Below are 13,515 nucleotides of genomic sequence, written 5' to 3' on the forward strand. Positions count from 1 at the left end.
TACCGGAGAAATTATGTTGTGGATTTGGAATGCCCTGATCGTTTTCGTTACCGTGATTGGCATGGAAGTGGTTGCTGCACTGGCACACAAATACATCATGCACGGCTGGGGTTGGGGATGGCATCTTTCACATCATGAACCGCGTAAAGGTGCGTTTGAAGTTAACGATCTTTATGCCGTGGTTTTTGCTGCATTATCGATCCTGCTGATTTATCTGGGCAGTACAGGAATGTGGCCGCTCCAGTGGATTGGCGCAGGTATGACGGCGTATGGATTACTCTATTTTATGGTGCACGACGGGCTGGTGCATCAACGTTGGCCATTCCGCTATATTCCACGCAAGGGCTACCTCAAACGATTGTATATGGCGCACCGTATGCATCACGCCGTCAGGGGCAAAGAAGGTTGTGTTTCTTTTGGCTTCCTCTATGCGCCGCCCCTGTCAAAACTTCAGGCGACGCTCCGGGAAAGACATGGCGCTAGAGCGGGCGCTGCCAGAGATGCGCAGGGCGGGGAGGATGAGCCCGCATCCGGGAAGTAAGGGCCTGACCAGAGGCGGCCAGCAGCAGCGTTAATTTTTCGGGCGTGGTCGTTGACTGCCGCTGATCCCAGGCTTGCTGACCGGCCTGTTCAACTTTTACACCTATTTTCCGGTAAACCTGCTTCGCCGTAGCGATTGCCCAGGCCGAACGCAGGGGCAATCCAGCCAGGCCCGCTGTGGCAGACAAATAGTAAGGTTCTGCTTCCTGCACCAAACGACGGGCGATACGGCTCAGCGCCTGACGGTTTTCAGGTGCCGCATAATTCTCTTTGTTCAGACCTTCATGCTCCAGCCAGCTTGCCGGCAGATAACAGCGGCCCGCATGCGCATCGTCCACAATATCGCGAGCAATATTGGTCAACTGAAATGCCAGCCCAAGGTCACAGGCGCGGTCCAGCGTGGCCTTATCCCGTACGCCCATGATTTGCGCCATCATCAAGCCGACAACGCCTGCAACGTGATAGCAATAGCGCAGCGTATCATCCAGTTGGCTGTATTGCGCTTCGCGTACATCCATGGCGAAGCCTTCCAGATGATCAAACGCGTAAGCCGGGGCGATATCATGAGCCATAGCCACTTCCTGAAAAGCCGCAAACGCCGGTTCGTGCATCTGCGATCCTGCATAGGCCTGGCGCGTTTTCATCTCAAGTTGCATCAGACGTTGTTCGGGCGTTTGTAAGGCAGGCTGCCGGGCCTGGAAGCCCAGCGTCTGGTCGTCAATAACATCGTCACAATGGCGGCACCAGGCGTAGAGCATCAGTACGCTGCGCCGGGTTTTTGCATCAAATAACTTTGAGGCTGTCGCAAAACTTTTCGAGCCAACTGCCATCGTTTCGACCGCATGATTGAGTAACGACGGATTATTCAAATCAGATCCTCCAGCATCAAACCTGCTGTCGCTTTTGCCGAGCCGATGACGCCAGGAATGCCTGCGCCGGGATGCGTGCCTGCGCCGACCAGGTAGAGATTAGTAATGGTTTTATCGCGGTTATGCGGCCGAAACCAGGCGCTCTGGGTAAGAACGGGCTCCACAGAAAAGGCTGAGCCCTGATAGGCATTAAGCTGGTCGCGAAAATCAAACGGCGTAAACATCCGGTGCGTGACCAGCTGACTCCGTAAGCCAGGCATGTAATGCTGCTCAAGGTACTCAAAAATACGGTCGCGTAGTTTTGGCCCCTCAACCGTCCAGTCGAGGTTCGCGGTGCCTAAATGCGGCACCGGCGCCAACACATAGTAACTGCCGCAACCTTCAGGCGCCAGTGACGAATCCGTGACACAGGGCGCGTGCAGATAAAGTGAGAAGTCCTCTGCGAGGCCATCATGATTAAAAATTTCGTCAATCAGCTCGCGGTAACGCGGGCCGAAACAAACCGTGTGATGCGCGAGCTGATCATGATGGTGATTCAAACCAAAATAGAGCACAAACAGAGAGTTACTCATGCGCTTAGTCTGCAGTTTGTTGGACTGCTTAACCGCGGCAGGGTGCTGGCTTAACAGGTCGCGATAGGTATGAACCACATCTGCATTTGACGCGACGGCTTGCGTCAGGAACCTGCGACCGTCCTCTAAATGCACGGCTTCAATCTTGTTTCCTGTCGTTTCCATATGGCTGACTCTGGCGTTTAACACGACTTCGCCACCCAGATCCTGAAACAGCTTTATCATCCCCTGAACTAATGCGCCGGTGCCGCCACGCGGAAACCAGACGCCCCACTCACGCTCCAGCGCGTGTATCAACGTATAAATGGATGAGGTGGCGAAGGGATTGCCGCCCACCAACAGCGAGTGGAAAGAAAACGCCTGGCGCAGATGTTCATCTTCGATGTAACTGGCAACCTTACTGTAAACGCTTCTCCATGCCTGCAGTTTCGCCAGTTGAGGTGCGGCGCGAAGCATGTCTCTGAACGATAAAAAAGGGACAGTACCGAGCTTCAGATAGCCTTCTTTAAACACCGCGCGTGAATAGTCCAGAAACTGACGATAACCTTCGACATCGCGGGGATTAAACTGCTGAATCTGCGCTTCGAGCCGGGCCTGATCGTTATCGTAATTAAAGACCTTCCCTGACTCCCAACACAGGCGGTAAAACGGCGTAACCGGCAGTAGTTCGACATACTCTTTTAACTGTTTTCCTGCCAGTGCAAACAGTTCTTCAATGGCACTGGGATCGGTGATAACCGTCGGGCCTGCATCAAAGGTAAACCCCTGATCCTCATAGACATAAGCCCGACCGCCGGGTTTATCACGTTGTTCAAGCAGTAAGACGGGGATCCCCGCAGCCTGTAGACGAATTGCCAGTGCCAGGCCACCGAAGCCTGCACCAATTACCGTAGTTGGTTTCATGTAGTCGCTCTTTAACGATGAGTCGTCATAATGGCTTGCAATGCTGCTAATACCGGAACAGGCGGCTTGCCGCTCAGAATACGTAGCCGATCGGTCAGCGTGAGTTTTCCCGCATAAAAACGGGCAATTAAATCTTCAGGTAAACCATAAAAACGCTGCATAACCCGCCAGCGTGAATCGGCGGGTCCGGCTAAAAACAGCATGCGATTCAGCATGCGGAAAAAGCGCTGCTGCTGCCAGCGCTCGCGGGCAAAATGCGTAATGGCCTGATGAATTGAGGCCGACGTAAAGACATCAAGTGCGCTCAGGCGGTCGGCCACGGCAACCGCCAGCGGCAGTGAATAGCCGGTGGTAGGATGGAACAGACCGGCACGTAATCCACTACAGGCCAGGGGGCGCTGCTGCCAGAATGCGTCGGCATTGCCCGACAGGGTGATGGGTAAGGCGCCCTGTTCTTCACGCAGCAATGTCTGAAGCTGCCAACCCTGTTGCGCGGCATAGTCGCAAATATTTTGCCGCGCGCGTTCAGGATCTAATGTCGCATTATCGATATAGTGCGTGTCTTCAATTAACAATCTGGTCGGCGAGAGCGGCAGGCTATACACGAAGCGATAACCATTTTGCTGATCGACCGTGGCATCCATGATAATGGGAGACGATAAACCATGCGGTTGGCTCAATCGCCATTCCTGGCCAATAAACGCCTGGAAGCCCACGCTCAGTGCTGAGTTTGCCGCATAACCCCGCCCGTCAATCACCGCGCGGGCACCGATAACCTGACCCTTTTTCAACCGAACAGATTCCGCATTAACCTCTGCGACCGCGGTATCCATCCACAAGTGCGGGCCAAACTGTCGCTGTAAAACCTCAGCGAAACGCTGAGAAGTAATACAGAAGTAGCCGCTGTTCAGCTTACGACGGCGTGTGGGAAAGCGCACCTGATAGTCGGGCCAGTGATGAACCACCAGCGGAGCTATCCAGCGATGTTGGCTCTCAGTCAAATCATCGTGGTGAAATGACCACGTATGATTTCCGCCCGCCTGGGGTGCGGCGTCGATAAGCAAAATACGCATATCAGGTTGCTGCTGCTGAAGACGCAGGGCGATAAGGCCATTCGCGAGTCCAGCCCCCACGAGAATCAGATCATAATGCGGTTGCATAGCCGCTCCCACTTAAGACAGGCTGACCGGTGCGCATAACCTGCTCAATGATATCGGCAGCGGCCATGGTGCCCCCTGCCAAACGAAGGGCGGTCTGGATCTTCGCCATGCGCTGCTGAAAGTCGACGTTGGTCAGCAATGAACGCATCTGACGAGCCAAAGCATGGCTGGTAGTAAAGCGGGAAGCACGCTTGCCGATGCCGTGATAAACGATGCGTGACGCGACGCCGGGCTGATCAAAGGCCAGTGGAAGCGCTAAAAGGGGCGTCCGGTAATTAATCGCGTCCAGTACCGTATTCATGCCGCCGTGGGTGATCGCCAGCTGCGCCTGTGACAGCGCGGCTGACTGATCGGCAAAATCCACCACCTGTGTATGACGGCTTCGCGCCAGTTCTTCACTCTGAGAGTCCGTAAGACGACCACAGTGGGCTAACAGGAGCTGACCGTCAATTTCTTCACAGGCTTTCACTATCGTTTTAAACAGCCCATAACGGTGTCCCTGAAGCGTGCCCAGCGAGGCGAAAATCCGGGGTTTTTCTGAGGATGTAAAATAACGGGATGAAGACGTTGATGGTGCGTACGTTTCGCGCAGAGGCCCGACGGCATGAAAACAAGCCGGTAACGCTTTGCGGGGAAAATCCAGTTCAGGAACAAGCTGGCTGATTTGCGCCAGTGGCGAAAAACACTGGTGAAGCTTTTGCCGGGGGGCTAAGCCCATTCTGTGGCTGTGTTCGGCAATGACACGGTCATGACGACGCATTAGCCAGTCATAAATTTTTTCACTGGCGGCATAACGTTCGCGAGCCGCGTCGCTGGTCCCGTATTCGAAAGGCATAACCGCCAGGGGCATATCCGGTTCACGATTGAGAGGCAGCGCGCAGGCGACAGAGATAAACGGCAGTCCCAGTGCTTCAGCAACGAGCGCGCCTGCCGGTTCCATTTGATCAACAATGACGCCATCTATCGCCAGATCGTTAAATGCCCGAGGGAGTTCGCGGCACAGCATATCGGTGGTGCGCGCCATTTCATTGATGAGCTTCAGCATTGACGGCCCCAGAGGATGAGCCGCCAGGTGTAGCACGCGCGTTAACGCGCCGGGGGGATGGCTGTCTGTCCCGACGGAATGAAATCCAATGGTTTCGCTATCGATCAAGTGTTTAATATCGTATTGCTGAATAAAGGTCACCCGATGACCGCGCGCGACCAGTTCCTGAGCGAGATTCTGTAATGCGCGAACATGGCTGTAAAAAGGCGGTGCGATCGCCGCGAAATGGCTCATGCAGCATCCTTAACTGACGGCAGCGAGTTTTTTGTCAAACCAGGCCTGAATAAAATGTTGAGTGGCGTGCCCGTGTTGGCAGGCCGCAGAGAGATGCTCACTGGCAAGATGAAGATGTTGTCTCAGACGTTCTTCAACCGCCCTCGGGCCTAACAGATTGACCAGCGTCGATTTACCGGCGTCCTGATTGCTATCCTTACCGGTGTCGGTCATGCCATCGGTCAAATCGTCCAGTAGTTGAAATGCCTGACCAAGATCAAGTGAAAAACGATGCAGGCAATCACGCGCTTCGCTGGAGGCATTCGCAACAATCGAGGCCATCTGCATGGAGGCACAAAACAGCGTGCTGGTTTTAAAGTGATTCGTCATCAGAATAGCTTCAGCGCTGCGCGGCTTATCCCCTTCAGACAGGTCCTTGAACTGACCCTGAACCAATCCTTGCATGCCGATGGCGTTTGACAGTTCAGAAACCGCCCGATTTTTTGCCAGCGGCGTGAGGCCATCTGCATCGGCAATTACGCCAAAGGCTTTACTCAGCAAGGCAACCGCCGCCAGTATTGCCACATGCTCTCCGTAATGAGAATGAATGGTAGGGCGTCCGCGCCGCAGCCTCGCATCGTCCATGCAGGGCATATCGTCAAGGATCAGCGAAGCCGCGTGGACCATTTCCACCGCACAGGCCAAATCCAGTAATCCGTCATGGCTGACAGCGCAACCCAGATCGCGGGCGGTCAGCAACAGCAACATGGGGCGAATACGTTTTCCCGGTGCCAGCGCACCTTCACGCATCGCGGCACCCACAACATCCCGTTCTCCCTCCACGGGCAATAACTGATCAAGGCGTCGATCAATATCAGCCAGTAACTGCTCCGCAGCATCGCGAGTGAGATGAACGTGTTTTTTTGCGCAGACCGTCATTCGGGCTGTCCTTATAAACGGATACATTTACGGCAACGCGAAAGATGCGGTGCCCTTCAAAAAGACGCTTAATCTGCCATAACATGGTTGGCAGGCTTACCCGTTATTTTACATTTAGGGTTACAGGTTTTTTTTGCTAAATCCACATCGTTAATACTAGTTGAGCTTGTGGAAAAGGTGGAAAATTCATAAACCTCCGTCGGATTGGCAGACCGTGCGGTACCTTTACCGGGTTGCCAGGGGTCAGCCTGTCAGCGCACGTAATGTTGCAATGACCTGAGAAACATCATCCGCACTGAGCGCCGTGTCTTTCGCAAACTTTACCTGACCATCAGGGTCCAGCACGATGACAGCGGCACCTTCTGGCTTAAGCTGCCAGCGATGTTGTGCCACGCCGCTACTGTCGATAATAAATTGTTGCCATGGTGAGGCTTTTTTACTGGAGCGGATACTGTTAATCACAAACAGACTGCTGCCAGGCAAAGCATCATCTGTATTCACGATGGTTGTGGTCTGGAACCGGTCTTGTGGCAGGTTGGCGCGCTGCAGGGCCGCAATAAGCGGGGCGGACTGCTCTTTGGCCGACAATCGTCCTGCAACATGAATAACTAAACGTGTCCGACCCGGAAGAGAAAGGCTGTTCCATTTTTGATAGTTAACCTTGCCGCCCTCCAGCCGCATTTCACCTTTATCCGCAATAAAAACCGACGGAAGGGGCTGCCCGATGACGATGTTATGCGCGCTGGCCCAGCAGGAAACGAGCAAAAGCGCCATCAATCCATAACGTTGCACAGTCTTATCCCTGTTTTTAGGATCTGAGTTACCAGCTTAGCAACTTTATTCACTTTCAACTGTTTTATGCCCAAACCTGTTTGAGATCAATATAGCCGGGGGAGGCCTGAACAAAAATGCATCAGCAAGTGAAGATCAGGAGGTGAAAAATGCACTCAGATCGTATGACATTATCTGAAATGGCAGCCTATCTAGGGGTTTCGCAGGCAACCCTGGTCAGGGCGCTTTGTAATGAGGGGGCGTTAGAGGGTGTGCCGCTTCCCGAAGGACTGGATCATCTGCCTCTGGCGCAACGGCACTGGTTAAAAGAGGATGTCAGCCAGTTAAAACACGCGTTGCAACGCGTTCACGATATCCATCATGATTAAAGACACGGCTTAGCATGCATTCTGATTCATCAAACGCCCGCATAATGCGGGCATTTTTATTACTTGCCCTGCTCGTCACTTTCACCCAGGAAAAAATACCAGAGTGGAATCGACATTAAGCCGGTAAATACGGTGGTATAAAGCAGAATCATCATGGCCTGAGTGATATACATCATTATCGTCCAGTCGCTGAACGGAATATTGTATTGCTCAATTACGCCACTCACCATGGCGCGTGCCATAACGGTTCCCACAATAATTGCCAGAATGACCACGCTGCGCAGGAAATAACGCATCTCTTTACGCTTAACGGCAAATCGGGATTGAACAATCGCCAATGGAGACTGCTTATCCAGCGGCGTGACAACCTCCTGACGTGAAGCACGCTGTGCTTTCCGCCAGCGCTGGATATCAAGCAGTAAGAAGGCCAGTAAACTCACGCCCATCAACGGCAGCGCATAACCGAATGCGAGAGCCAGGATCAGGCTGGCCCCCTGCTGATAGCGCGGTAAGACCTGCCATGCTGCCAGCAGCGTTTGCGCGGGATTGGCCTGCGGTAATGCCGGGCGGCGAATCCACCACATGCGATAACCCAGAACGATCATCGCACATAACCCCGTACCAAACAGCGCCAGGATGAGTTGGTTCGGTAGGCCAAACAGCACGCCCATATGTGCATCTACGCCCCAGCGTGTCAGCTTCGCGACCAGCGGAAAATGGGCAAACTCCACGTGATCGACAATGCTGAAGTCATCAGGATTAACGGAAACCGAATCGACCTGACTTGGCCAGCGGCGATCGATCTCACTCACTGTCCATGCCTGACCGGCACTTTTCGGCTGGCGTAATTCAATTTTTGCCGCCTTGATACCTGCGCTACGTGCGGCCGCCTCAACCCTGTCCCAGTCAGCATCAGGCTGATTAAGGATAACGGGTTTGTCGGTCTTATGACCCGGCATGCTGGGCAGGGTGCCGCCCATTGCCATACCGTCCATCGTGGCATGATGTTCGGCATGAGGATCGGCAGCCACCACCGGTGCATCGCCATTTAGCGCTGTTCTGACCTGAGGCGTCAACCAGCCAAAATCGCTGCGCATTTTATCAATATTACTACCTGCCCACTGTGACCAGGTTAATCCCGTTACCGAGAAAAAGACCAGACCAAGGGACAGGACTAAGCCGAGCGTAATATGCCAGGAACGCGTTAATAAAAAGCCAGAACGCGGCTGTCTGACTTTGCGCCGCGGACGCGTCCCCAGCCACAGCAGAATGCCACCCAGTGCCGCAACCCATAACCATGACGCCGCCAGTTCGCTGTAATTACGGCCAACATCGCCCAGCAGCAGACCGCGATGAACCTGATCGAGCCACATGCGAAGAGGTAATACGCCGCTGGTGCCATAAACCGTCATGTCCCCTTTTACAGCGAGCGTATAAGGATCGATAAAAACAGAACGCGATTCTGAAGGGCCTGACTGCGGCTCTGAAAACTGCACACGCGTCGTGTCGTGTTCGCCCGGAGCGGGCCTTACGGCATAAATCCGGGCATTACCGGCATAACGCCTGGCCGCACTAATTTGATCGGAAAGCGGCTTTGCAGTGCCCTGGGCGTTGGTGGTGAGAGCATCTTTATAAATCAGGTTCTCTAACTGCGGCGTGATGACATACAGCGTGCCGGTTAATGCCGCAACAAAAATAAAGGGCGCAATAAACAGGCCAATATAAAAATGTAAACGACGAAGAACATTCAACATCGCTCCGCGTTGAGGAAGATTATTTTCCCGTGAAAAAGTCATAGCGATTCCATATTTTCAGAATACCAGGCTTTTCCTCCTGCGCCATGGCGTAAGAAGAAAAGATCACATCGAGGAAATAAACAACCGGGGCAAGGGTGGTGCGCGGGGTCGATAAATACCGTTCAGGCGCGGTAACGCCAGGCGCGCAATGTGCCGGGGCGGAGGAGCGCGACAGGTCAGGCAGATCAACCAGATGAAGGGAATAAATACCCACAACATTAACGGAACATGCACCAGCAGATCGCAATAACCGCAGGCGAGGCCGTCGTTCATCATACTGTGATCGGTCATCGCCATATCGCTGTGATGATCCATCATCGGCATATCCGCACTCATGCCTGACATCGTCATCGCATCATGGCGTTCAGCAAGATTTTTTGATACCACAGGTGCAATAAACAACAGCAGTACAGCCAGTATCGCAATACAGGCGCTCAGTCGTTGTTGTTTACAGCGGGTGGATTTCATCATCAGAACAGGATAGTTATTCACAATTTCAGGGCGGCAGTGTAACGCGACGGAGATTAAAGGGTTAAAAAAAATGGCATTTAAGCCATCGAAAGTCGCACCTTTTGAACACCTTCACTCAAATTGGCTTTGAAATTAACTTTATCGTTACTCATGCCGTACATTTAAATAACATTATTTGTCGGTGATATTGTAATAAAGGAGATCTAATGAAAATCGTAACACTCGACGGCGACACATTGCCCGTGCCACCGACTCAGCCCGCCTGGTGTAGTGACTGGCAATTTCGAACGGACACGGCCGAAGACGAGATCGTTACAGCGCTAAAGGGGGCGACCATTGCCATCACCAACAAGGTGCCCTTACGTGCGGCGACGCTGGCACAGCTCCCCGACCTGCGATACATCTGTGTCACGGCAACGGGCTATGACTGCATTGATATTGCAGCCTGCAAAGAACGTGGCATTGTGGTGAGCAACATTCCGGGTTACTCAACGCAAAGTGTTTCGGAAGGCGTGATAGCCTTTATTTTTGCCTTGCGGCGCCAGATCGTGGAATACGCCAACAGCACGCGTCACTCCTGGCCTGAATCCTCTCATTTTTGCCTGCACCGGGCGCCGATTCAGGATATTGCTGGCGCAACGCTGGGTATTGTTGGAAAGGGCGACATCGGCAGCGCAGTCGGCAGGCTGGCACAGGCCTTGGGAATGCGTGTGCTTTATGCCGAACGCAAAGACAGCAGCAGGATCCGTGACGGCTATGTCAGCTTTGATGCGATGCTGGCCTCCAGCGATATCATTTCACTGCACTGCCCTCTTAGCGAGCAAACCCGTCATCTGATCGATCGCGAGACGCTGGAAAAGATGAAACCCCAGGCGTTACTGATTAACACCGCGCGGGGCGGCTTAATTCACGAGGCGCAACTGGCAGATGCCCTACGGAATGGCACCCTTGCCGGTGCAGCGCTGGACGTTCTCAGCAGTGAACCCCCTGCGCGGGATCACCCTCTACTCCAGCCCGATATCCCCAATCTTCTCCTGACACCGCACATTGCCTGGGCGAGTAACAGCGGCATGCACAATCTGCTTCAGGGACTCATGGTGAACCTGGCGGGATTTGAGCAAAACCGGCCCGTGAATGTCGTGAGCTGAATCAGAATATCGAACGGCCGAGTTTGTCAGTCAGGCACTCCAGCGCGGCGGTGCCGGCTAACGAATTGCCCGCGCTATCCAATCCGGGTGACCAGACCGCGATGCTCATTTCACCAGGAATGACGGCAATGATACCGCCACCAACCCCGGATTTGGCGGGCATGCCCACCCGCCAGGCAAATTCGCCAGCCCCGTCGTACATACCGCTGGTAATCATTAGCGCATTGATCTGCCGCGCCTGGCGGGACGAAATCAGGGACGCGCCATCCAGGGTTTTTCCCTGATTAGCCAGATAAATAAAACTGCGAGCCAGTTCAATACAGTTCATGGACAATGAGCAGTAGTGAAAATAAGTCTGCATAACGCTGGTGACGTCGTTGTCAAAATTACCAAATGACTTCATCAGCCAGGCGATAGCCGCGTTGCGGGCAGAGTGTTCGTATTCAGAACGGGCGACGTGACGATCGTACTGAATATCCGATTGCTGACTGAGCTGACGGATTATTTCCAGCATACGCTGACGCGGTGCTGTCAGCCGGGTTTCAAGCAAATCGCAGATCACCAGCGCCCCGGCGTTAATAAAGGGATTACGGGGTTTTCCCTGCTCCAGTTCAAGCTGAACCAGCGAATTAAAAGGCTGACCGGAGGGTTCTTTACCCACTCGCCGCCATATCTCCGCATCCTCATAACGCGTCAGCGCGACGGTGAGAGAGAGCACTTTCGAAATGGACTGGATCGAAAAACGTGTTTCAGCATCGCCTGCCTGAAAAACTGTGCCATCACGTAAACAGACCGCTATACCCAGATGGTCGGCCGCGACGTCAGCCAGCGCCGGAATGTAATTAGCGACTTTGCCCTGATGAACTAACGGACGGACCTGCTCAAGAACGGCTTCAAGCAGTGAATTACTGAGAGTGGTCACACACGCGTCTCCAGAAAGATCGTTGATGGCGCAGGATGATGAGCGTCCTCAGGCTGCAAATCAATGGCTTGCAGATAAAATTGCCAGACGAGGCCTGAAATTTTATCAGGGATGATGATTACCCCACATCATCCCTTATGCAGCAGCAGGTTGCTGATTTAGTAAAATTCGGAGATAAATAAAAGCGAGGAATTATGGCGGGGATGCGATAACCTCTGGATTTAATTTGCATTGTTGGTGCTGTTCAGCACGCTAATTTTGAGGTCAGGCATGCGCGCTTTTGTCTCAAACCGACCCGGTCTTTTTCGCCCCCGTCGGCTACGGTTGTTACAATATCTTATTCGGCGAGATAAAACGCCGGTTGCCTTATTACTGCTCGCCGCGCTGGTGGGTGTATTAACGGGCCTGACGGCGGTGGCATTCGACAGAGCGGTAAGCTGGGTCATACATTCCCGCCTCCACTGGCTGAGCCAGTTTGAAAACAATGCCTTGTTAATGGGCTTATTTGCCTTTATTTTTTCCGCAGGGCTGGCAGCGTCAGGCTATTTTCTTGTCAGGCGATTTGCGCCTGAAGCGGGTGGATCAGGCATTCCTGAAATAGAAGGTGCGCTGGAGGAGTTAAGGCCCGTACGCTGGTGGCGAGTTTTACCGGTGAAGTTCGTTGGGGGGCTGGGCGCGCTGGGCTCGGGCATGGTGCTTGGGCGAGAAGGGCCGACAGTTCAGATTGGCGGCAACATTGGACGCATGTGTCTGGATATCTTCCGCATGCGCTCTTCTGAATCCCGTCATACTATTCTGGCTACCGGTGCTGCTTCAGGCCTGGCCGCCGCCTTTAATGCCCCGCTGGCAGGCATTCTGTTCATCATTGAAGAAATGCGCCTGCAGTTTCGCTTTAGCCTTATTTCTATCAAAGCCGTGTTTGTTGGGGTCATTACCTCAAGCATTGTTTTTCGCGCGCTGAACGGTAACGAACCCATCATTAACATCGGGCAACTGAAAGATGCGCCGATACAAACCCTGTGGTTATATTTGCTGTTAGGGATTTTATTTGGTGGCTGCGGTGTGGCCTTTAATCGTCTGATATTCACGCTGCAGGATCTGTTTCAGACTCTTCACAAGGGCCAAACCTCGCGTTGGGTGCTGGGCGGTGCAGTGTTGGGCGGATTATGCGGTCTGCTGGGGCTGGTACTGCCTCAGGCCGTCACTGGCGGTATTACGTTAATTCCCGACTTTTCAGCCGGTACATATACCTCCGCCGCTCTACTCTCCCTGTTTTTTCTTCGCGCGCTGACCACCTTGCTGTGTTTCGCATCCGGGGCGCCAGGCGGTATTTTCGCGCCGATGCTGACGCTCGGCACATTACTCGGCATCAGCGTCGGTCAACTCTGTGTTGCGATGTTTCCGGCGTATCATCTTGAAGCGGCAACCTTTGCCGTTGCGGGCATGGGGGCGTTATTTGCGGCCTCGGTACGCGCACCCTTGACCGGCATTATTCTGGTGTTGGAGATGACGAATAATTATCAGCTTATTCTGCCAATGATTATTACCTGTCTTGGGGCTACCCTGTCTGCGCAATATTTCGGCGGAACGCCGTTGTATTCAACGCTTCTCGCCCGGACTCTGGCAAAGCAGCAACAAAGTGAGGCGGAGGCCAATGCAACGCACGATCGGGCCTGAGTGAGCAGGGCGATATTGCGCAGATATTAACGCCGGGAATCTGGCCTGAGGTCGGACGGCAATCATTCTTGAAACGGGTTATCCGGAGGGCGGATAAGAT

The 13,515-nt window shown here is 53.5% G+C and carries 13 protein-coding genes; 4 read left to right on the forward strand and 9 right to left on the reverse strand.

What is annotated here, in order from left to right; translation table 11 throughout:
* Positions 1 to 13 precede the first annotated feature (13 nt).
* The gene (locus ACPXSQ_RS18360) at positions 14 to 541 is read left to right on the forward strand and encodes a sterol desaturase family protein (protein ID WP_013027996.1); all 528 of its coding nucleotides are present in this window, start codon (positions 14 to 16) and stop codon (positions 539 to 541) included.
* Here ACPXSQ_RS18360 and crtB read toward each other — a convergent pair.
* The 6 genes from crtB to ACPXSQ_RS18390 form a co-directional block, all read right to left on the reverse strand.
* Positions 480 to 1,409, reverse strand: coding sequence for a 15-cis-phytoene synthase CrtB (gene crtB / locus ACPXSQ_RS18365; protein ID WP_426144211.1), 930 nt, complete (start codon positions 1,407 to 1,409; stop codon positions 480 to 482). The genes ACPXSQ_RS18360 and crtB overlap by 62 nt on opposite strands.
* Entirely contained in the window at positions 1,406 to 2,884 is a 1,479-nt protein-coding gene (locus tag ACPXSQ_RS18370) for a phytoene desaturase (protein WP_014598227.1), read from the reverse strand. The genes crtB and ACPXSQ_RS18370 overlap by 4 nt, the downstream gene beginning before the upstream one ends.
* A gap of 11 nt (positions 2,885 to 2,895) precedes the next feature.
* A complete protein-coding gene (crtY, locus tag ACPXSQ_RS18375) occupies positions 2,896 to 4,044 on the reverse strand; it encodes a lycopene beta-cyclase CrtY (protein WP_022622834.1) in 1,149 nt (382 codons plus the stop codon).
* A complete protein-coding gene (locus tag ACPXSQ_RS18380) occupies positions 4,028 to 5,323 on the reverse strand; it encodes a glycosyltransferase (RefSeq protein WP_426144212.1) in 1,296 nt (431 codons plus the stop codon). The genes crtY and ACPXSQ_RS18380 overlap by 17 nt, the downstream gene beginning before the upstream one ends.
* Before the next feature lie 9 nt (positions 5,324 to 5,332).
* Entirely contained in the window at positions 5,333 to 6,241 is a 909-nt protein-coding gene (locus ACPXSQ_RS18385) for a polyprenyl synthetase family protein (protein WP_275233621.1), read from the reverse strand.
* Positions 6,242 to 6,484: 243 nt separating this feature from the next.
* Entirely contained in the window at positions 6,485 to 7,033 is a 549-nt protein-coding gene (locus ACPXSQ_RS18390) for a YtfJ family protein (protein WP_105080746.1), read from the reverse strand.
* A gap of 149 nt (positions 7,034 to 7,182) precedes the next feature.
* Between ACPXSQ_RS18390 and ACPXSQ_RS18395 the strand changes: the two genes are divergently transcribed.
* Positions 7,183 to 7,401 (forward strand): helix-turn-helix domain-containing protein, encoded by a 219-nt coding sequence (locus ACPXSQ_RS18395; protein WP_014604682.1) that lies wholly within the window; start codon positions 7,183 to 7,185, stop codon positions 7,399 to 7,401.
* Between the two features lie 59 nt (positions 7,402 to 7,460).
* Here the strand turns inward: ACPXSQ_RS18395 and ACPXSQ_RS18400 are convergent, their stop codons facing one another.
* Both ACPXSQ_RS18400 and ACPXSQ_RS18405 read right to left on the reverse strand, forming a co-directional pair.
* On the reverse strand, positions 7,461 to 9,197 hold the full coding sequence (locus ACPXSQ_RS18400) for a DUF2534 family protein (RefSeq protein ID WP_022622835.1): 1,737 nt from the start codon (positions 9,195 to 9,197) through the stop codon (positions 7,461 to 7,463).
* Positions 9,198 to 9,260: 63 nt separating this feature from the next.
* Complete coding sequence (locus tag ACPXSQ_RS18405) at positions 9,261 to 9,689, reverse strand: DUF2946 domain-containing protein (protein WP_024471501.1); 429 nt, start codon at positions 9,687 to 9,689, stop codon at positions 9,261 to 9,263.
* Between the two features lie 185 nt (positions 9,690 to 9,874).
* On the opposite strand from ACPXSQ_RS18405, the gene ACPXSQ_RS18410 reads away from it, so the two are divergent.
* Entirely contained in the window at positions 9,875 to 10,816 is a 942-nt protein-coding gene (locus ACPXSQ_RS18410) for a D-2-hydroxyacid dehydrogenase (RefSeq protein WP_013027987.1), read from the forward strand.
* 1 nt (position 10,817) lies between these two features.
* Here the strand turns inward: ACPXSQ_RS18410 and glsB are convergent, their stop codons facing one another.
* Positions 10,818 to 11,738 carry a glutaminase B gene (glsB, locus tag ACPXSQ_RS18415; RefSeq protein WP_014598235.1) on the reverse strand — a complete coding sequence of 307 codons (921 nt, stop codon included), beginning with the start codon at positions 11,736 to 11,738 and terminating at the stop codon, positions 10,818 to 10,820.
* Positions 11,739 to 11,996: 258 nt separating this feature from the next.
* On the opposite strand from glsB, the gene clcA reads away from it, so the two are divergent.
* A complete protein-coding gene (gene clcA, locus ACPXSQ_RS18420; RefSeq protein WP_024471503.1) occupies positions 11,997 to 13,415 on the forward strand; it encodes a H(+)/Cl(-) exchange transporter ClcA in 1,419 nt (472 codons plus the stop codon).
* Positions 13,416 to 13,515: the final 100 nt, after the last annotated feature.

It is taken from the genome of Pantoea sp. EEL5 (assembly GCF_049892805.1).
In the GTDB taxonomy this organism is placed as follows: domain Bacteria; phylum Pseudomonadota; class Gammaproteobacteria; order Enterobacterales; family Enterobacteriaceae; genus Pantoea; species Pantoea ananatis.